This is a genomic window from Exiguobacterium sp. s129 (genome assembly GCF_018617585.1).
Lineage (GTDB): Bacteria > Bacillota > Bacilli > Exiguobacteriales > Exiguobacteriaceae > Exiguobacterium > Exiguobacterium aestuarii_A.
The window spans coordinates 1-20,028 of sequence record NZ_JACSKL010000014.1; the positions used below are offsets into that span (position 1 = coordinate 1).

Annotated in this window: 24 protein-coding genes and 1 tRNA gene; 11 read left to right on the forward strand and 14 right to left on the reverse strand. The window is 46.4% G+C overall.

The genetic code is table 11. The features are described from left to right. Together KNO92_RS12685 and KNO92_RS12690 are read left to right on the forward strand one after the other, a co-directional pair. Positions 1–132 (forward strand): zinc ribbon domain-containing protein (locus KNO92_RS12685; RefSeq protein ID WP_214761605.1); only part of this gene is annotated, 132 nt, incomplete at its 5' end. 162 nt (positions 133–294) lie between these two features. Beyond that, entirely contained in the window at positions 295–1,164 is an 870-nt protein-coding gene (locus tag KNO92_RS12690; RefSeq protein ID WP_214696872.1) for a hypothetical protein, read from the forward strand. A gap of 66 nt (positions 1,165–1,230) precedes the next feature. Here the strand turns inward: KNO92_RS12690 and KNO92_RS12695 are convergent, their stop codons facing one another. Beyond that, entirely contained in the window at positions 1,231–1,602 is a 372-nt protein-coding gene (locus KNO92_RS12695) for a hypothetical protein (protein ID WP_074033021.1), read from the reverse strand. 102 nt (positions 1,603–1,704) lie between these two features. Here KNO92_RS12695 and KNO92_RS12700 point away from each other — a divergent pair, with 102 nt between their 5' ends. Beyond that, on the forward strand, positions 1,705–2,118 hold the full coding sequence (locus KNO92_RS12700) for a VOC family protein (protein WP_371743058.1): 414 nt from the start codon (positions 1,705–1,707) through the stop codon (positions 2,116–2,118). 12 nt (positions 2,119–2,130) lie between these two features. On the opposite strand, the gene KNO92_RS12705 is transcribed toward KNO92_RS12700, so the two are convergent. Next, the gene (locus KNO92_RS12705) at positions 2,131–3,177 is read right to left on the reverse strand and encodes an NAD(P)/FAD-dependent oxidoreductase (protein WP_214761574.1); all 1,047 of its coding nucleotides are present in this window, start codon (positions 3,175–3,177) and stop codon (positions 2,131–2,133) included. A 179-nt stretch (positions 3,178–3,356) separates the two neighbouring features. On the opposite strand from KNO92_RS12705, the gene KNO92_RS12710 reads away from it, so the two are divergent. Beyond that, a complete protein-coding gene (locus KNO92_RS12710; protein WP_214761576.1) occupies positions 3,357–3,911 on the forward strand; it encodes a methyltransferase family protein in 555 nt (184 codons plus the stop codon). Positions 3,912–3,945: 34 nt separating this feature from the next. Here KNO92_RS12710 and KNO92_RS12715 read toward each other — a convergent pair whose 3' ends face one another. Beyond that, positions 3,946–4,755: a DUF368 domain-containing protein gene (locus tag KNO92_RS12715; protein WP_214761578.1), complete on the reverse strand. Its 810-nt coding sequence runs from the start codon at positions 4,753–4,755 to the stop codon at positions 3,946–3,948. A gap of 73 nt (positions 4,756–4,828) precedes the next feature. Then, positions 4,829–5,404, reverse strand: a complete 576-nt coding sequence (locus tag KNO92_RS12720; protein WP_214761581.1) for a GNAT family N-acetyltransferase — start codon at positions 5,402–5,404, stop codon at positions 4,829–4,831. Positions 5,405–5,504: 100 nt separating this feature from the next. Here KNO92_RS12720 and KNO92_RS12725 point away from each other — a divergent pair, with 100 nt between their 5' ends. Continuing rightward, positions 5,505–6,245: a sugar nucleotide-binding protein gene (locus KNO92_RS12725; RefSeq protein ID WP_214761583.1), complete on the forward strand. Its 741-nt coding sequence runs from the start codon at positions 5,505–5,507 to the stop codon at positions 6,243–6,245. Between the two features lie 65 nt (positions 6,246–6,310). On the opposite strand, the gene KNO92_RS12730 is transcribed toward KNO92_RS12725, so the two are convergent. After that, positions 6,311–7,543 (reverse strand): cytochrome P450, encoded by a 1,233-nt coding sequence (locus tag KNO92_RS12730; RefSeq protein WP_214761585.1) that lies wholly within the window; start codon positions 7,541–7,543, stop codon positions 6,311–6,313. An 88-nt stretch (positions 7,544–7,631) separates the two neighbouring features. On the opposite strand from KNO92_RS12730, the gene KNO92_RS12735 reads away from it, so the two are divergent. After that, positions 7,632–7,997, forward strand: a complete 366-nt coding sequence (locus KNO92_RS12735; protein ID WP_214696858.1) for a potassium channel family protein — start codon at positions 7,632–7,634, stop codon at positions 7,995–7,997. Positions 7,998–8,014: 17 nt separating this feature from the next. On the opposite strand, the gene KNO92_RS12740 is transcribed toward KNO92_RS12735, so the two are convergent. Together KNO92_RS12740 and yidD are read right to left on the reverse strand one after the other, a co-directional pair. After that, entirely contained in the window at positions 8,015–9,367 is a 1,353-nt protein-coding gene (locus tag KNO92_RS12740) for an alanine/glycine:cation symporter family protein (protein WP_214696856.1), read from the reverse strand. A gap of 127 nt (positions 9,368–9,494) precedes the next feature. After that, the gene (gene yidD, locus KNO92_RS12745; protein ID WP_214696854.1) at positions 9,495–9,764 is read right to left on the reverse strand and encodes a membrane protein insertion efficiency factor YidD; all 270 of its coding nucleotides are present in this window, start codon (positions 9,762–9,764) and stop codon (positions 9,495–9,497) included. Between the two features lie 192 nt (positions 9,765–9,956). On the opposite strand from yidD, the gene KNO92_RS12750 reads away from it, so the two are divergent. After that, a complete protein-coding gene (locus tag KNO92_RS12750; protein WP_251127015.1) occupies positions 9,957–10,745 on the forward strand; it encodes a pyrroline-5-carboxylate reductase family protein in 789 nt (262 codons plus the stop codon). Between the two features lie 33 nt (positions 10,746–10,778). Here KNO92_RS12750 and KNO92_RS12755 read toward each other — a convergent pair whose 3' ends face one another. The 6 genes from KNO92_RS12755 to KNO92_RS12780 all read right to left on the reverse strand — a co-directional run bounded on the left by KNO92_RS12755 (position 10,779) and on the right by KNO92_RS12780 (position 13,645). Further along, positions 10,779–11,477, reverse strand: coding sequence for a DUF554 domain-containing protein (locus KNO92_RS12755; RefSeq protein WP_214696845.1), 699 nt, complete (start codon positions 11,475–11,477; stop codon positions 10,779–10,781). A gap of 149 nt (positions 11,478–11,626) precedes the next feature. Next, positions 11,627–11,699: transfer RNA gene (locus KNO92_RS12760), tRNA-Val, on the reverse strand. 87 nt (positions 11,700–11,786) lie between these two features. Continuing rightward, positions 11,787–12,344: a GNAT family N-acetyltransferase gene (locus KNO92_RS12765; protein ID WP_214696843.1), complete on the reverse strand. Its 558-nt coding sequence runs from the start codon at positions 12,342–12,344 to the stop codon at positions 11,787–11,789. Between the two features lie 71 nt (positions 12,345–12,415). Next, positions 12,416–12,730: a DMT family transporter gene (locus tag KNO92_RS12770; protein ID WP_074033008.1), complete on the reverse strand. Its 315-nt coding sequence runs from the start codon at positions 12,728–12,730 to the stop codon at positions 12,416–12,418. Beyond that, positions 12,727–13,071 (reverse strand): DMT family transporter, encoded by a 345-nt coding sequence (locus KNO92_RS12775; protein WP_214761587.1) that lies wholly within the window; start codon positions 13,069–13,071, stop codon positions 12,727–12,729. Before KNO92_RS12775 ends, KNO92_RS12770 begins: the two co-directional genes overlap by 4 nt. Next, positions 13,064–13,645: a TetR/AcrR family transcriptional regulator gene (locus KNO92_RS12780; protein ID WP_214696839.1), complete on the reverse strand. Its 582-nt coding sequence runs from the start codon at positions 13,643–13,645 to the stop codon at positions 13,064–13,066. The genes KNO92_RS12775 and KNO92_RS12780 overlap by 8 nt, the downstream gene beginning before the upstream one ends. Before the next feature lie 114 nt (positions 13,646–13,759). On the opposite strand from KNO92_RS12780, the gene KNO92_RS12785 reads away from it, so the two are divergent. After that, a complete protein-coding gene (locus tag KNO92_RS12785; RefSeq protein ID WP_214696837.1) occupies positions 13,760–14,542 on the forward strand; it encodes an alpha/beta hydrolase in 783 nt (260 codons plus the stop codon). A 37-nt stretch (positions 14,543–14,579) separates the two neighbouring features. On the opposite strand, the gene KNO92_RS12790 is transcribed toward KNO92_RS12785, so the two are convergent. Further along, complete coding sequence (locus tag KNO92_RS12790) at positions 14,580–15,818, reverse strand: aminopeptidase (protein WP_214761589.1); 1,239 nt, start codon at positions 15,816–15,818, stop codon at positions 14,580–14,582. A 113-nt stretch (positions 15,819–15,931) separates the two neighbouring features. On the opposite strand from KNO92_RS12790, the gene KNO92_RS12795 reads away from it, so the two are divergent. The 3 genes from KNO92_RS12795 (at position 15,932) to KNO92_RS12805 (ending at position 20,003) form a co-directional block, all read left to right on the forward strand. Continuing rightward, complete coding sequence (locus KNO92_RS12795; RefSeq protein ID WP_074033005.1) at positions 15,932–16,339, forward strand: YkvA family protein; 408 nt, start codon at positions 15,932–15,934, stop codon at positions 16,337–16,339. Between the two features lie 75 nt (positions 16,340–16,414). Then, the gene (locus tag KNO92_RS12800; protein WP_214696834.1) at positions 16,415–17,281 is read left to right on the forward strand and encodes a YitT family protein; all 867 of its coding nucleotides are present in this window, start codon (positions 16,415–16,417) and stop codon (positions 17,279–17,281) included. Positions 17,282–17,387: 106 nt separating this feature from the next. Further along, positions 17,388–20,003 carry a putative bifunctional diguanylate cyclase/phosphodiesterase gene (locus KNO92_RS12805; RefSeq protein WP_353047405.1) on the forward strand — a complete coding sequence of 872 codons (2,616 nt, stop codon included), beginning with the start codon at positions 17,388–17,390 and terminating at the stop codon, positions 20,001–20,003. The last annotated feature ends 25 nt before the right edge of the window (positions 20,004–20,028 follow it).

Genomic DNA, 20,028 nt, shown 5'->3' on the forward strand with positions numbered 1-20,028 from the left:
CAAATCTGTTCCACTTGCGGCGTAAAAGGCAAGAAGAAGGCGATGGATGTCCGTGAATGGACGTGTGCCTGTGGCGCGCATCATGACCGAGACATCAACGCGAGCATCAATCTGTTGATGTTGGCAAACTAAAACGAATTCCTTCAGGGTGGGAACCACCCGACGAGCTTGGTAAACAATCGTGGCTGGTAAGAGCACGGTCTTCCCAAGAAGCTCCCCCTTCAATTTGCGAAGCAAATAAGTGGCGAGTAGTTCACATGTACTTATCATCTCATACAGAAAGAAGGATTCTCCTTGAAACGAGCACTACGCTTTGTAGAATGTAGGCAATTACCTATTCAGAAACGTATCTCCATTCAAACATTATACCCTTTATCGAAGACACCCCCGCTTCTTTCCTTGCCGCCCCATCATCACGTGTATAGCGCCTTAAATAAAGATATACCGTTAGCTGCATTCGTTGCGAACGACGAACATCTAGAATCGTTTCAAATCATTCAACTCTCAAAAGTCTCATATATTGATCGTCATGTGTTTCGCGGGTTGCTTGACCGAATCATGTATGAACGAAGTCGTGAAACCACACACCCGATTACATACTATCTTCAGGAAGAGGACTATCATAATCAAGATAAGCTTCGAATATATGAGGCAACTGGGTTTCAAGTATTCCATCAAACGAATACGTATCACTTGCCATTCATTCCTTGTGAGAAAGCATCGCATACGTACTGGACCCTCGAATTGATAGACTATTCACGAAGAGCGGATTGGCTCACTTTTCGTAATGCGCATTGTCATGTCTTACCGGGCGCCATCCCGATGACGGATGAACAATTCGCACATGCAACTCGGCAACAAACACTGTTCTACACATTAAACTGCTGTCACCAACCAATCGGAATCATGAAAGTACGACTACATATGTATCACGTGTGCGTCCAAGAAATTCAATTAGATTGTGACGAGTCTATGTTGCGGGATGCCCTTTCCTTTCTTCAACAAAAGTTTTACGATGCGTTCAGATATATCGACGAGGCTCGTATTTCTACGACCAACCTGCAATCTGACTTGAATTTTGCACTTCGAAAGCAAGGTGCTCAAGTGTCGTCAGGCGGGATATATATGCTTACACAACAAGTGCTACCGACTCCACTCTATTGATCAATAAAAAAGACGTCGATTGTATCAACTCGTTCTCACACGAAAAAGTTGTTCATTCGACGTCTTTTATTCTGCAGCAGTTGTCGACTCCATCGCCAAAGGCGGCATTTCCTTAAACAGTTCTGTCCGGAGTCCCGTGTCTCTCAAATCGAGCGATTCAATCCGATCAAATTTGATTTGGCGATCTACGACACTGAACCAATACGTGATGTTCGGTTCATCCTTGAAACGAATCGCATAATTCGATCCATTCAAATGAAAATCGACCTCGGTAGACAGCAACTCCGTCGGACCAATCTGTTTATGGGTGGTTAACCGTTCGAGCACAACTTGCTCTTCATTGATGCGATAATCGACAAACGTCGCAAGCGAGAGTCCAAACACAAATGATACTAGGGCGAACATGCCCACCAATCCCATTGTGATTTTTCCGTTCATTCCGCTGTCCCTCCCTCTCTTATTATATCGGATATGGTCGAAACGTTGTGAAGTGACATTTTGTTCAACTTTAGGCAAACTGAAGGTTGAGGAGGAATGTTTATGCAAATCGATCATACTGGAATCGCCGTCCGTGATTTAGACGAAGCGATCACATTTTATACAACTGTGCTTGGTGGAGAACTGATTGACCGTTATACGAATACAGCCATTGGGGTGGAAACCGAGCTAGCTGTCATTCACATCGGTGAAGATGTCATCGAATTGTTGCGACCAACAAGTAATACGAGTCCGATCGCGCGTTTCATGAAAGCACGAGGAAAAGGCGTCCATCATATCGCATATCGTGTAGAAGATTTAGACATCGCCATCGCTACACACAAACAAAATGGCATCACTTTTTTAGAAGACACACTACGTACGACCGCAAAGGGTCGACGTTTGATCTATATGGACCCACGTCATTCAGGCGGTGTCATCACCGAGCTCTGTGATTATCCTACGCAAAAGCAGTAAGAGACGTCGCTCTTACTGCTTCAATAAAGTGTCTTCTATGATTTGACGGTTCTTTTCTTTTAGACGTTCGTTATGAGAAGAGACCATTGCCGTAGCGGTCGCATTCGGGTCAATATAAGTTTTGGCCCGATTCACCGCATTCGCCGCATCTTGGAATGCCCCTGCAATCAAATGGACCTTTCCTTCATGCGTCAGAATGTCACCTGCAGCATATAATCCCGGAACGGACGATTCACTCCCCGCGTTCCCTTTCACATAAAATCCATTGACCATTTCAACGTTCAATTCACTGTTCCGAAGGAGTTCCGCATCTTGTTCATACCCGTGATTGATGACGACCTCATCGACATCGACCACACTCGTTTCTCCCGTGTCAACCTGTGTTAACAGCACTTGCTGAATGGATTGCCCATCATGAGAAATCAAGTCCGTGACTTTTGACTGGGGGCAACAATCGACTCGGCTCTCTTTAATCTTCTCGACTTGTGCTTCATGACCTCCGAGCTCTTCTTTTCGATAAACCAAAATTACTTGCTCCGCAATCGGTTCGAGTGCATTGGCCCAATCGACGGCACTATTTCCACCACCTGAAATCAAGACTCGCTTCCCTTTAAATCGTTCTAGTGACTTCACCGTATAATGAAGATTCGACAATTCAAATCGCTCTGCTCCGCTGATTTCGACCTTGTGTGGTTTCAGAATGCCGCTCCCGGTCGCGACGATCACCGTTTTGGATACGTGATGACCATTCGACGTGTCGATCCCGAATAATCCATCCTGACGTTTTGAAATCGACTCCACTTTCTCCCCTAGGATGACTGTCGGCGAAAAGGTGAGACCTTGTTGGACGAGTTGATCGATTAGATTTGCTCCCGTCGTCGGAAGGAGCCCCCCTACATCCCACACCATTTTTTCTGGATAAACGTGCAGCTTTCCACCTAGTTGAGGTTGAAATTCGATTATTTTTGTTTTCATGCCTCGTAATCCACTATAAAAAGCAGCATATAACCCTGCCGGACCTCCGCCGATAATCGTCACGTCGAATTGTTCTTCGCCCATCGTCGTATCCTTCCCTTCTATGTAGATGATCTACTCACCTTAAAAATGATAATCATTCTCATTAGATGATAACCCGTTTCTTTGTCTTTTACAAACTTTTTCCTAACACATTCCTCCATTGGTTTTTCTTCATCAAAGGTCGGGTAAGGAAAGATGAATCAAAAGGAAGGATGTGCGCTATGGAGTGGATGGATCTTGCATTGATCATCGTGTCCTGTTTTTGGCTTGTGGAGACATGGAAATTTCGTAATCGAAAAGAGGCAACGGACGGTTCCGTCGAGCGAAAAAGCTTTTATTTCGTAGCGTCGACGATGATTGTCATGTTCTCTTTTTCTATCATCTATTCAATCTTTGTTGAGGCGCGTCCAACAATGGCTCAACGCATACTTGCTCTTTCGTTTTACATAGCGGGTGTATCATTACGGTATTGGGGAATTTTCCACCTTCGTCATCAATTCACCCGACACGTTGTCGTTCGTCCTCAAGACGAGCTCGTCAGCTCTGGTCCTTATCGTTTCTTACGCCATCCCTTATACACAGGATTATTATTCATTACGTTAGGGTTCTCCTTGTATTTTCTTCATTGGGCAGTCGCTTTGATCGGTACCGGTCTTACGGCTCTTGCGTTACTATATCGCATTCGGATTGAGGAAGGGATGCTGACCCGTCACTTCGGTCAATCGTATGTATCATGGTCAAAGTCACGCAAACGATTATTTCCGTTTATCTATTAAAAAGGAGTCCGGTGATCCCGGACTCCTTGCTGTTTTATATAGAGTAACGACTGAGTAATCGGACGACAACAATCCCTGCAATGAACGCGATGACACTAAGTGCCCACATGAGACCTGTGGCCGGCACTCCTGGAAATACAACGGCGAGCGAACCCACTACCAATCCGATGATGACCGAAAACGTCATTCCTGGGAAATTCGCCAACAAATAGCGAATCACTTTACTACTAACAATAAAGCCGACCGCAACGCCTGCCCCAACAATTCCGATAATGAGTAAATTGAAGTTCGAGATGGCGCTGATCACTGTCGGATATACCCCAATCAGCAACAACACGAACGATCCGCTGATTCCAGGAAGTAACATTGCCATACTTCCTAACCACCCAGACAAGAACAAGAGGAGCGCTGTCCCAAAGGTAACGTCCGTAATGATAGACGAATCAACCGGATTAAGAAACGCCATGCTCGCTACAAGTACCGTTGCTACAATCATGGCAATCACATGAATGGGACGAATCGATGCACGTGACTTAAACTCTACAAAAAGTAACGGAATGATCCCTAAAATCAATCCGATAAAGAAGAATTGTGTCGGTGCATAATACTCGAGCAACAAATACTCGATAATTCGACTTAAGGCGATGATGGCTGTTCCCATTCCAATCGCTAGCGGGATTAAGAAACCAATATACTTTTTCCAATATCGGCTGAATACACCGCTGATTGCTTCAATCAATTGATCGTAGATGCCTAAAATAACTGCGATGGTACCGCCGCTTACACCAGGAATCAAATCACTCGTTCCCATGGCCATTCCCCGCCAAATATTCTTCCACTCCATAATGTATCTCCTTTACATATATCTTTCCTCAAGCACTTAGTATAGTCGAGAACGAGCGTTTGCGCATCCGCTTTTAGACCGAGAAAGGAGTCGAGCGTGTCTCTTTTTTCATATAGTCAAAACGAAATCCCGAAATCATAATTTCTTTTTCTTTTTGGAATCCGAGTCGCGTATACAAACGATGAGCCGCTTGATTGTCTTGATCTACATTCAAGGTGACGGCCGGGACACCACGTTCTGCCGCGACAGTACAAATCTGTTCAATCAACTTCGTCCCGATACCACGGCCACCATATGCCTCTAGTACAGCGAGTGAATCGATGTATTGAACGAACCCTTCCGTCTCAACATCTAATTCCACTTTGCTCCCATGCGCAGTCAACCATTCCCGAATCGGGCGATCTAATGCTTCCGCCTCGTCCCCTCGATACGAAATGATCATTCCCGCCACTTCCCCTTCTACATCGGCGACCCATATGTTTTCGTGGCTTAAACGATTCTTCGGTTTCTCCACCCACATCGCCAATCGTTCTAATACTTCATCGGTATTCGTTGACCCCGTCAACGTATACGCGATGTCATGAATCGCCTGATACATGAGCGGTGCGATTTGTGTACAATCTTGCTTCGTTGCTTGTCGAATATTCATCATTGATCCCTCCATCACCTAGTCTAGCATAGGCAAACACATCGATTGTTTGTCCACGCCCGTTTTGTGGCATGATATAGAGAGAAAGGGGCGACATGAAATGAAAGCAATCATTACTGGAATGAACGGCACGGTAGCACCGGTTGTTGCCGAAGCGTTACAGCGTCATGGCATTGAGGGGATTGCATGGAATCGTGAGCAAGTGTCCACGACCGACGAGCAGGAGATGCGACAATTCATTGAAAGCATCCGCCCAGACTATTTTTTACATATCGGTATGGGACCGGTTGAATGGGCCGAGACGCTCGCTCGTTTATGTGGGGAGATGAAGATTCCGTTCTTGTTCACGAGTACAGTGTCGATTTTTTCAGATGATGTGACTGGACCGATTTCACCGGACACGGCGCCAGATGCTGAAGATGACTACGGAAAGTATAAACGTGACTGCGAACGAGCCATCGTTCGTGTCAACCCGGGTGCTCAGATTGTTCGTCTTGGATGGCAGATTGGGGATGAAGCCGGATCGAACAATATGATGGACTATTTTACGAACGAGATGAAACAACGAGGGGTCATACAAGCGAGTGAGCATTGGTATCCATCTTGCTCATTTTTACCGGATACAGCGGAAGCTTTATTCGAAATCTTGACGAAACGCGGACCCGGCATCTATCAGCTAAACGGGAATGCGAACTATTCGCTTTATGACATTGCCGTCGGACTAAAAGAGCTTCATGACGCCGATTGGCAGATTGAATGCACGGATGAACCGAAACGGGATAACCGAATGATTGACCCGTCCGTCCCCATTCGTCCGATTTCAAAGCGTCTCAATTTATAAACAAAATAAATCGCACTCTATACTAAACGCCTACTCCATCAAGAGTAGGCGTTTGCTTATTCGATTCATTTTACATCAGTCAAACGCAGTTTACTTTTCGGTAGACTCGGCATATCAACGAAGCTATAACTCAAATCTTGAGGAGGAACGGTATACGAGAACTCCTCCGTAAACAATTCAATGACTTGTTCTAGAATCGCAATCGTCACATGCTCCCCTGCACAACGATGTCCAAAATCCACGTCTCCTCCTCCTTGCGGGATAAAATTGAACGGACTCTCCTTCCAGTCCATAAAGCGAGCAGGATTAAATTGATCGGGTTCAGCCCAAATCGCGGAGTCGTGATTCGTTCCATAAAGATCAAGGAGCGTCAGTGTTCCTTCGGTAAACGTATATCCGTCCCATTCAAAATCTGTTTTGACTCGAGCTGCCGCTACAGGGAAAAACGGATAGAAACGTCTCACTTCTTGGACAAAGGCTGTTTTCGAAAGCTGTCCTTGCTTTACTTGTGCTCTTTCTCTCGGGAATTGATGAAGCGCTAGGACTGTAAAGAGGACATAGACCGAGATTGCAACAGTCGGTCGCAAAATGTTTAACACTTCGACAGCCACTACTTCTTCAGGCAACAGCTCACCAGATTCATCTCGATGCCACGAGAACTCATAAAGTGCCGTCTGTTTATTCGGTAATAATCGATTTGACCGTACTTCTTTGACCATCTGTCGAATCCACGCTTCGGCCGAACTTCTTGCCTTCCGCCCTTGCAAATAAGTTGGACCTAAAGAAGTACCCGATTCAAATAACAATCTCATTTCATCGGTTCGCTTCGCTACTTCATCTCGTGCAAGCGGAACTCCCGCCCACTCACAGACGGCTTTCATCAATACCTGTTGTGCCTCGTCATATAAAACGATTTCTTCTCCAGCATGCCGGATTCTTTTCCATTCACGGTCCGTCAATCGAAGCAGACGATCGATGTTTTCTTTCGTCATCAATGACATGAACATTCGTTTTCGGTGTGTATGGGCCGTCCCATTCAATGTTTGCACCCCATCTTCCCCAAATAAAGTTTTGAGAAGACGTTTCGGCGCGGCATCCTGACGTGTGAATTTGTCCGCATCATAGAACAAGGCAGCAGCGTCCTCTCCTCCGAGACAAATCACGCGTTCCCCGAGCAAACGCGTTTCAAAAATATTCGACTGAAAACTTTTACGTCGATTCGCCACAAACAAATATCCTTCACGTAAAAAATCGACACTATGGTCGAGACCTTCTTGCTTTGGAATGACTTTCCCCATCCTACTCACCCTTTCTCTTTTTTTCGAACTACAAAGGATGTTCCCGCGTTGTTAGCGAACAAACCTAATATCGAAAGGAGCGAGTGACATGTTACCGTTCTTACTGACATTACGCCGGATTGTACGTGGGATTTGGCGCGGCCTCCGTGATCCTGAGTTTCAAGTCTTGTTCAGCCTTGCCTTTCTCACCGTTCTCTCCGGAACACTTTTTTACGCTAAATTTGAAGCGATGCGATGGTTAGATGCACTTTATTTTAGCGTCATCACACTGACGACCATCGGATATGGTGACTTCGCCCCTCAAACTGATGTCGGAAAAATTTTCACGATTGGATACGTCATCACCGGCGTCGGTATTATGGTCGGATTCATTACAAGAGTATTTGATCACTTACAAAAAGCACGACTTGATGAATTAGAAGCGAAACAAAAGACGCCACCCTCTGATTCATAAGGATGGCGTCGATGCGTTTAGGATACTTTTCGATTCTCAATTTCAAGCTGTTGATTGAATCGTTTCGTTTCGGCGATGACAACGCCCGACAAGAACAAGAGACCAATCAAGTTCGGAATAGCCATTAACCCGTTGAAGACGTCAGATAGCGCCCATACCAAATTCAAGTTGGTCGTCATGGCACCGAGTCCGGCGACGAGCACGAAAGCAATCCGATATGGAAGAATCGACTTTTGCCCAAACAAGTAATGGATGGATCGCTCGCCGTAGTACGACCAACCGAGAACGGTCGAGTAAGCGAATAGGACGAGACCGATTGTGACAATGTAGCCGCCTGCCGGACCGAGGAACAGTTCGAATGTGGCCGAAGTCAATTCGACTCCTTCTAATCCTGTCCCGATTTGACCACCCATGACGAGTGTCAAACCTGTCACCGAACAGACGACAAGCGTGTCCAAGAAGACTTGTGTCATCGAGACGAGCGCTTGACGACCCGGCATATCTGTTTTCGCTGCCGCTGCAGCAATCGGAGCGGAACCAAGACCTGCTTCGTTTGAGAACACGCCACGTGCGACCCCGTAACGAATAGCTGCCCCAATTGCGCCTCCACCGATGGCTTCTGCACTGAACGTACTGCTAAAGATCAACGCGAATGCATCTGGAATAAGCGAGTAGTTCATGATCATAATCAATAGACCGCTACCTAAATAAAAGGCGATCATGACAGGAACAAAATAGCTGACTACTTTCCCGATCGAACGCACGCCTCCAAGAATGACCGCCCCTGTAAAAATCATGATGAGAATGCCTGATATGTAGAGTGGTACGTCAAATGTTGTTTTGAGCGCGAGCGCGACAGAGTTCGTCTGTACCCCATTTCCAATCCCGAACGCCGCAATCGAGGCGAATGCCGCAAATGCTACGGCTAACCAACGTTGATTCAACCCTCGTTCTAAATAGTACATCGGTCCACCAGCCATCTGACCGCGTTCATCGGTGACCCGATACTTAACAGCCAGAACAGCTTCCGCATATTTCGTTGCCATCCCAAAGAATCCGGACACCCACATCCATACGATGGCTCCTGGTCCTCCTAACACAACTGCTGTCGACACCCCGACGATATTCCCCGTACCGACGGTCGCCGCAAGCGCGGTCATGAGCGCTTGGAAGTGACTGATATCCCCTTTAGAGGATTGATCCTGATTTTTCGAAAACGCCAATTTCAATGCATACGGTAACTTGGTGATTTGAATTCCCCCTAGACGCACCGTCAAGTAAACGCCTGTCCCCACAAGCAAAATTAAAAGCGGTGGTCCCCATACAAAATTGGATGCCGTACTCACCCATTCACTAAATGATTGCCCCATACAAAGTATCCCCTTTCCCCGAAAATAGTGTACGTCTCTATTTTTTCAGAATACTTAGAACAATGCAAAAGTATTGTGCTAAAACAACTCCGGCTCTTTTCATCTGTATACAAACAGCGAGACGAACTTAATCGTCTCGCTGTGATTCAGGCTTCTCTCGTTGTAAAGGCGCTTTCCAATCAAATGTATCCGGGACGTAATCGAGCCCGCCCGGATGAAACGGTTGACAACGGATGAGCCGGCGAGCGGTTAAATAACTGCCTTTGACGGTTCCATGTTTCTCAATCGCTTCGATTCCGTAGTGTGAACAACTCGGATAAAACCGGCATGTCGGCGGCTTTAATGGTGAGATAAAACGTTGATAACCTTGAATCCCTTTTACTAGTACACGTTTCACGCGATTTCGCCTCACTCTGTTGAATTAGTGCCATCATAGCGCGATTTGAAACGTTTGTCATGTTCACCGCTCCATATGTCAAATCGTTTTCCATCTCTTAACAAATGAGCAAGATGGGCGATATTCGACATCAGGTTTGTTATGATAGTCAACATAACTATTGACCGAATCGAATAGAAGAGGTGACGAATGATGAAACAATTACTAATGGTCGGTGCAGGATCAATGAGTGAAGCGCTCGTTCGAGGGTGGATTGACTCAGGAATCGAACCGACACAAATTACCATGACGAACCGAAGTGATCGGGAACGCTTGAACTTCCTACAAGATGAACTCGGCGTACACATCGTCGAAGAAGAAAACGTGAACGACTATGACATCGTCGTACTAGCGATGCAACCGGACGGCGTCATTCCGTACGTGGAATCAAAAGAGTGGAAGACCCCACTACTTGTATCGGTTGCGGCACATATCGAACCGAGCCAATTAGAAGAAGCTTCAGGACTTCCTGCCGTATGCGCGATGCCAAACACGCCGGTCGCATATCGGAGCGGGATGACAGGCTTATGGTTCGGTCCTGAAACAGATGAGACCGATCGCGCGAAAGCAACTGCCCTCTTTGAACGTGTCGGTCGAACGGCCATCACGGACGCGAAGACGATGTCTGCCTTCATGGCAGCAGCCGGTTGTAGCCCAGCTTTCTTCTATGAAATCGTCGGGGCGATGACTCCGGTCTTGACCGATGTCGGATACGACGAAGCGACGGCTCGTCAAATTGTGGCTCAGGCGATGAAAGGCTCTGCAGAGTTACTGTCACATGAAACACGTGAGACGAATGAACTCATTGCTGACGTCGCTGCTCCAGGTGGACCGACCGACCGTGGTGTCGGCGTGTTACGAGACCGCAACCTTGCCGACGTGATGTCTTCAGCCTTACGCGAAAGTGCCAAAGAAGACCATGAAATCATGGAGAAACCATAAAAAATGGACGGAAGCCACGCTTCCGTCCATTTTTTATGTCATCATATGTATAACCGACACAATGAGTGCCACTACTAAAATCCCTGGCAATAAGTTGGCCACGCGAATTTTTGTGATCCCGACCAAGTTTAAGCCAATCGCCACGATCATCACACCACCGGTCGCAGTCATTTCTAAAATAAAGCTGTCCATGAGCGACTCCGGAATGAACTTCATGATTTGAATGGCGAGTAGTGCAATCCCACCCTGATACAATAATACCGGAACGGCCGAAAACATGACACCGATGCCGAGCGTCGAACTCAACACGAGGGCTGTAAATCCATCAATCAACCCTTTCGTATACAGGACGTCATGGTCGCCACGTAATCCACTATCGAGCGCCCCAATGATGGCCATCGCGCCGATGACGAAGATGAGCGTTGCCGTAACGAACCCTTCCGCTACACTCGATTGACTTCCAAGACGCCGCTCCAGCCGATAGCCGATTTCATTCAATACTTCATCTAGCTTCCACCATTCCCCGAGCGCGGACCCAACGACAAGACTTCCGATGACAATCAAAAAGTTTTCACTTTTCATCCCCATTTGAATGCCGAGCAAAATGACCGCAAGCCCGATTGCTGCCGTCACCGTCTCTTTCATACGCTCTGGAATGCGGTGAAATAAGAGACCTAACAATGACCCGATGACAATTAATCCGGCATTGACGAGGGTTCCCGTTAGCACCATGTCGCATTCCCCGTTTCTTTATGTATTGAAAGGAATATACCAATTGCTTTCATACCGTGTCAATATACAAAAAAAGAGCCACTTCTCGCAAGAAGTGGCTTCGCGGAAACCCATGTTCCGGTGGGTTTCTCGAGGGTTTGGCACCCAAGTGATTCTGACTGGGCTCGAACCAGCGACCTCTACCCTGTCAAGGTAGCGCTCTCCCAGCTGAGCTACAGAATCAGGTCGTGTCCTCTCTTAAGGACACTATTAATATATCAAGAAACTATTAAGTTGGCAACAACTTTTTTTATTTTTTTACAGACTTTTTTAACGAGTCATCTGCTGGCGATCAATATGCCGGCAGAGGCGTTCCAAATCACCTGCATAAACGGACACGAGCATGTTCTGATATAACGTGTCACGGTCCCAGTGAAGACCGTTCGCTTTAGCCACACGCTGAGACGGAACGTTTTCTGGATGAATGAGTGAAATGATTTCCTTCTCTCCTTCGGTGAAAGCATACTGCATCAAACGTGCGGCCGCTTCTCGTCCGTAACCCATATGCCAATGCTTCGGTGACAACCAATAGCCGACTTCTAGCTCGAGTTTACCGTCTAACTCATGAAGCAACGTACCTGCATGACCAATCGGTTCATCACTTTCGAACGTCATCAGCTTCAGTAGACCTGTCTGGCGTCCTGTTTCATAGCGGGCTAATTGACGTTCGAACCATTCGATTGTTTGTTCGTCTGTATACGGTCTCCCGTCCGGACTGATGAAGCGCATCACCCGAGGATCTTGGAGAAGCGACTTAACAAAATAGAAATCAGAGATCGTGTACGGCTCAAACCGCAAACGTTCGGACTGCAACTCAACAAGATGCATCGTTTTCCGCCCCTTTCTTCCATCTCATAATCTGAATTATTCAATTCCCGTTTTCAGCTTGTTTCAATCCTTTACGATACAACTTTTAATCCGACCACACTGCCGATAATCATCATCAGATAAAAGATACGCCAGCGGCTTTTGGACTCATTTAAATAGAGCATGCCTAGAATGACACCACCTGCGGCTCCAATCCCGACCCAGATGGAGTAAGCCAAGCTTAACGGAATGTCTTCAAGCGACTTTGAGAGCCAATAAAAACTGAGCGCGAACGACAAAATCGATAAGATTGACCATTTTAAAATTTGATACCCTTTTGATTTCCCCATAAAGAAGACAGCTGTCATCTCAGCAATCCCTGCGCCGATCAAATATACCCAACTCATGCTTCTTCTCCTCCTGTCACTTGTTTCAATCCGATGATTCCGATGATCAACGTCGTCACAAGTAAAAGTTTCCAGCCACTGAGCGCCTCGTCAAAAAGAAGAGCACCGACAATCACCGTTCCAACCGCTCCGATTCCTGTGAAAACGGCATATCCTGTGCCTGCCGGTAGAACGCGGAATGCCTTAGCTAGTAAGCCGAAACTGACAATCAAGAGTACGATTGTCCATAACGTCGGACCAAAAACGGTAAACCCTTCAGACAACTTCATCGTCGTTGCCCAAATGATTTCAAGCAATCCTGCGAACAAGAGAGAAATCCAGGCGACTTTTTCCTTATCCATTCCACCCCACACCTTTCTTGAAGATTCGGAATGCGGCTTGTTGTCGCATCTCTCGGTCATCTTCAAATGTAAATAAAGACAATAAAGCCCCATCTAAAAAGCAATAGTACGCAGCATAGAGTTCATCGAGTGGTTGCGACGGTAAGTCTCCACGTTCCATCGCGAGACGAAACTGTTCTTTTTCAAACCGTTTTAACTCCGTCTCCACCTTTCCGATGACTTCTTCAATATAGTCCCGAAATTCTGGGGGTGGTACGAGTAGCATCCGTTTCGTCAACATCCACGTCTCGTGATCGCCAAAGAATGACGTGAGCGTACGAACGATCGACTCAATCCGTTCTAAAGGTGGTCGGTCTTCGGTATCCTCACAAGTTTGCTGCCATGCTTCTTCGTAACGATTCGCCATATCGGTCACGACTTGCTTAAACAATTGTTCTTTCCCATCGATGTGAGCATACAGAGAAGCCTTTCGGATGCCAACGTCTTCGGCAACCGCCGCAAGTGATAATCCTTCATATCCTTCACGTGCAAACCGTGTCCGCGCGGATTGCATAATTTTCTCTTTTGTATTCACGAGTCTCACTCTCCTTCCACCTCACCTTACCTAACGAACGGTAGGTAGTCAAGACTTACGTTTGTCTTTTCGTTCATGATTCTCCACAATACAAGGTGAAAGAGGTGATGAAAAATGATTGAACAATTGAACGTATCGATTCCAACGGAGAAGGTCCGTGGTCAAAAACGGATTGTTCGCGTATTTCGACCAGACTGGGTCAATGCCGACACCCCACTTCCTGTCCTTTATATGCATGATGGGCAAAATGTATTTTCAGGAAGCACTGCTACATATGGAGAAGGGTGGGAAATCGATCGCTGCATCGACACACTCCACCTCCCTCTCATGGTCGTCGCCATCGCAAGCGCTCCGAACTGGTTAGATCGTTATGATGAGTATTCATATGAAGAAGATGAGATGTTATATCGCCGTATCGGACCGGAACTTGCGAAAACGCGCCCAACCCTTGGTGGTCAAGGTCGTTTGTATACAGATTGGTTTATGAACGTCTTAAAACCACGAATCGACAAGGAGTATGCGACGAATCCAGAAGATGTCGGCGTCATGGGGAGTTCGATGGGAGGGGTCATCTCTCTATATATGATGGCAACCTACCCTTCCATCAAAAGAGTCGGATCCCTCTCCACCGCTGCATGGGCGAATCTGGATCCATTGATCCAGGCTATTCAGCAAACCGATATCTCTGGAAAACTGTATATGGACATCGGAACGAATGAAGAGAGCGGACCAATCACAGCGAAGGATTACTTGTTTACGAATGCAAAACTGATTGAAGCCATCGCTAAAAAGGGTATCGCTTTCCGATATGAAGTGGAACCGGATGCGATTCATCACGAATCAGCTTGGCGCCGCCGTTTACCTCACGCTCTTCGTTATTTGTACGACGTCACATGAAAAGAGCGAATTCCGATTTCGGAATTCGCTCTTTCGTTTAGATGACCCAGTTGCCGTCACGCATGATTGCTTCGCGCGTGCCGTCTTCCCGTTCACCATCGATATTCATTTCAGTTGACCCAATCATGAAGTCAACGTGTGTCATCGAGTCATTCGCGCCGTTCGCCGCGAGTTCTTCTTGCGACATCGAAGGACCACCTTCGAGACATGTCGAGTAGGCACGACCTAATGCCAAGTGGCATGATGCATTCTCGTCAAACAACGTGTTGTAGAAGAGAAGACCTGAGTTTGAGATTGGCGAATCATCTGGAACGAGCGCCACTTCACCGATGCGGCGTGCTCCCTCATCCATGTTCAACAACTCATCAAGAGCCGCTTGTCCTTTTTTCGCTTCTGCCTTGACGACTTTCCCACCTTCAAACCAAAGCGTGAACTCGTCAATCAAGTTTCCGCTGTAGCTGAGTGGCTTCGTGCTCGACACGTGACCTTCCACAGAATCTTTATCCGCGAGCGTGAACACTTCTTCTGTCGGCATATTCGCGATAAAGTCGATGCCATCGACATTCGGACCGCCACCGCCAAGGAAAACGTGCTTTTTCGGAAGCCCGATTGTAAGTTCAGTTCCTGGTGCTTGGTAGTGCAACTTCGCATATTTCTTCTCTGTCAGCAACTTCGCACGGCTACGGAGTGATTGATCATGTGTATCCCATGCCGCGACCACATCTTCTTGATCCATACGTGTTGCTGCGAAAATCGCTTGCCATAAAGCTGCGACCGCATCTTCACGCCCCGGGAATACTTTTTCAGCCCACGCTTCTGACGCACCTGCAACGATCGACCAACTCACGTTGTCACTCATCACATATTGACGCCATTTCGCAAGTGCTTGTCCGGCTGCACGGTTCGCATCCGAGATGCGTGACGATTCAACGCCGTTTAAAGCATCCGGGTCGTCACTGACGATGGACAAGAATGCCGTCTTCTCTTCAGCCAATTGTTCAAAACGAGCCTTTAACCAATCTGGAAACTCTTTGAACGAGTCTGCTGGTGCATCGAAATAACGAATCTTCGATGTCTCCTCATCGCTCCAATTGACAAATACTTGTTTCGCGCCTGCCGCATACGCGGCTTTCACCACGTGACGGACAAGTGGCGCCTGACTGATATCGGCACGTACCTCTAGCTGTTGTCCTGGTTGAATGTTTACACCTTTTTTCACAGCTAGCTCTGCATAGCGTGCGAAATCTGCCTCTGTCGGCATAGAAATCATAGACATATGTATCGTTCCTCCTTTTCAGTTATCTTTATTTTCTTAAATTTCAGGAAAAGTTGCAACCGATGCGCAAAAACGGGCATATTAGTAGATGAAGAATGAAGGAGGAATCTACTATGGCAGATTGGAAATCAACCTACACACACTTTTTGAAACAAGCGAAAGAAGATATCCACGACCGAGAACAACTCGGCGACCTACTTGTCCAAGGTGAACGCGCCCTCGCAAAAGTGACCGTAGACGTGGCATCCAATGAAATCAGCAATATCGAGCGCGAAGAAGAACTGACGCTCTACTTCCAAATGAAACAAATGCTGAATATGTTGCGCGCGCTATACAATGATCAATTTGAAATGCAACCTGACAAACAAGAAGAGCTTGTCGCGGCAATTCTATACTTCGTCTCACCGTTCGATGCGATTCCGGATGATGTACCGCTCGGACTATTCGATGATGCTCAGGTGATCGATTATGTACATGAACAATTAGCGAGTGATATCGACCGATTCCATAACGAATTGTGACTTGAAATGATGAACGAGTAGCAGTACGCTAGCAGAAGACTTACCAAAAGGAGGCGTAAGGCCTAGCCATTATCTATGTATGCTAAATCTCGAAAACGGGTTGCCCTTGAAACGGTACTGTTCATCATTGCCGGGACAATCCTTCAGTCTGTCTTTGTCAGTTTACTGCTCAAACCTAATGAAATCGGTTCGGGGGGAATCGTCGGAATCACGTTGATTACGAACGAACTATTCGGAACGCCAATCGGGATGACCCAGCTCGTGCTCAATATCCCACTCTTCATCTTAGGGTTAAAATACTTGGGACGTCGCTTTATTTTGATGACGGGAATTGTTGTCGTGCTCTCTTCTATCTTAATCGATAGTTTACCTGTCCTTATTCCGCCGACTCCACTTGACGATCCGCTCGTCGCTTCCGTATTCAGCGGAATCGTTTCGGGTCTCGGACTTGCTCTCCTCTTATTCGCAGGCGCTTCTACCGGCGGTCTCGATATTTTAGGGAAAGTCATTTATATGAACAACCGAAACTTGTCGTTACCTAAAATCTTTTTGACACAAGATATCATCGTTTATGTAATGGTCTTCATCGTCTTTGACATTAAAGCGGTCATGTATGCCCTTGTGTTAAGCTTTGTCCGGTCACGCACGTTACTCACGATTCACAAGTTCTTCTCCGCTCAAAAGCAATGTTTCATCATTTGTCAGAAGGCGGATGAAATCAACTTGGTCATTAAGCAGAACTTAAAACGTGGCGTCACCATCATGGATGCGACAGGCGGATATTCGAACGATTCGAAAAAAATGCTGTACGTCGTCGTCCAGAACAATGAAATCCCTCGACTTCGTCAGATTGTTTCCGAGATTGACTCTGAGGCATTTGTCACCGTATCAGAAATCGATTCCATCGTAGGGAACTTCAAAGAACACTCGTATACACTCTAATATTTACCTGTTCGACAACAATCTCGTATTGTTGTCGATTTTTTTGTGTAATCTTCGGTCACCTGTTCCGATAATAAATAAGAGACCCCTATATATAAAGAAGGAGGTGCATGAGTTGTCAGTTCACTCGTTGCGCCAATACGTTCCGGCGATTCTCATCGGAACGTTTTTGACCGGACTTTTATTGTTATTTTTGACCCCTCATGATCTGCGAAACAGCACGTTGCTCATCTATTATCTCGTCATTTCAGGAGCAGCCATCTTATTTAGTGGAGTAGCAATTTTTAAACATAGAGGGATGAGAAGATTTATTCATGTTTTGATTACTGCGGGAAATGTGTGCTTCGCACTTTATTTACTAATGCACTATGATTCGACAGGTGCGAATACTCAATACCTCTTGTTTTTACAAAATTTCTTTTACTTAATCATGGCTCTGATTGTCATTACTCAATCCATTGAGATTCGCACGTTGAAATTACGTACGTTTGACTTGTTCGCCTTATTTAGTTTCTTTGTGATTGGTGCACTACATATATGGTTTTATTCCACACAAGACGTGTCACTCGTATCTCAGTTGAGTGGCTTTGAAGAGCAGATGCTTCTGATCAGCCTGTACATGATGCTATCCTTCTTGTATTTAAATCGCGTCGTCTCGGCTGGACAGCAATTCCGGATCCTTGTACTCGTCGGAATTTTAAGCTTCACGGTCGCCTCAATCGCGAACACGCTCTTTGTGTTTTCAGGCATCACACATGAACTAGTTCATCTCGTTCAAGTCAGTAGCATTCTTATGATTTCTATCAGTTATTGGGTCGAGGATATATCGGAAGACGCTCTTGCTTACGATTCCATTTTGGATTACATTCTGTACAGTATCGTCGTCATGCTATTTTTACTCGCTTCAGACCGCCTTCTCGGTACGTCTGTAACCGATTCAATGATTGCGAATGCCGTGCTTCTCTTGCTCATTCGCCAGTTCGTCGTCTCAAAACAGAACGCGCTCATCAGCCATCGTCTTCATTCCGTCAATACAGATTTAGAAGTGGCCGTGTCGACAAAGGCGCATGAACTCGAGATTCGTGAACAGCAATACCGCTCGCTTTTCGCCTATCATTCAGAACCAATTTTCTTATTCGATTTGCACGGCGAAGTGTTGTCGGTCAATGAGGCAGGAAGTTCGATTCTTGGATTGACGACGGACAAGTTACTTGGGTCAAACATCCTCGACATCATCGAATCGAAAGACCGTGCTCCGTATACGATTATTCTTCAAGAGTTATCAAACGGTCGACCGAGAACGATTGATGTACGGATTATGACCGAAGAAGGCGAGACACGTGTTTGGCAACTCGTCAATGTTCCCATGATCATCGACGGGGAAGTCGAAGGTATTTACGCTATCGCGAAAGACATCACGCAAATGATCGAGCAGCAAGAACAAATTTTATACCAAGCCAAATTCGATAGTCTGACAGGGCTTCACAACCGTTACGCGCTACAAGAGCAAATTGAACGTTTGATCGAAGAAGGTCGCACGTTCACGCTCATGTTCTCTGACTTAGACGGCTTCAAAGAAATTAACGACCAGTTTGGCCATCATATGGGAGACGAGCTTCTGCAGCATATCGGAAAACGACTGCGGACCGCACTCCTTCCAAACGAATATGCCGGACGTCTCGGTGGTGATGAATTTATTGTCGTCGCCGAGCACGGTGATGATGAAATGTTGACAGAACGCTTACGGCGTCTCGTCTATCGCCCACCTTATTATATGGCTGGAACACTCGTCGAAGTGCATGCCTCGATTGGAATCGTCCGCTTCCCAGAGCATGGTAAGAAATTGAAACACCTGCTCTCGAACGCCGATCTCGCCATGTATCGTGCAAAAGACAAAGGTCGTGACGAGACCGTCATGTTCGAACCAGAATTACGGGAAGACAAGGAAGAACGGAAAGTATTGATGGAAGGACTTGATACCGCACTTGAAAAAGGAGAGATTTCACTTTTCCTCCAACCTCAAGTCGATGCGTCTACGAAGGCAGTGATTGGAGCGGAGGCGCTCATGCGTTGGCAACATAACGGGACGTTCATTCCCCCGAGTCAATTCATTCCGATTGCTGAAGAAACCGGTCATATCCACGATTTAGGTCGCTGGATGATTCATGAGACGTTCCAACTGATTCACGTATTCGAACAAGGGGATATTCATTTACCGAAGCTTTCGGTCAACTTGTCCGTTCGGCAATTGTTCGATGAGCATTTAATTGATTACTTGAATACGTTGTTCGAGCGATTCCCAATTGATCCATCCCGACTCAATTTTGAATTGACCGAAACGGTCGCCGCACATCATTCCGATCGCGTCTTGAATCGGATTTTAGAATTAAAGTCGCTCGGTATCAAACTTTCGATTGACGATTTTGGGACAGGTTATAGTTCGCTTGCCTATCTCGTTCGTTACCCAATCGATGAATTGAAAATCCCTCGTGAATTCACGATGCAACTTGAAGAGAACCGTGAATATCAGATGGTCACGACGACCATCGTCGCCATGGCACGACAACTTGGTATGGCGCTCGTCGCCGAAGGTGTAGAAACTGAATATCAAGAGACGTTCCTTCGTAAAATCGGATGTGACTCCATGCAAGGCTATCGCTATGCAAAGCCGATGCCACTTGATGAGTTCGTCATTTATTACATGAAACACGCAACGCCCTGAACCGAATGATGTATCGGTTCAAGGC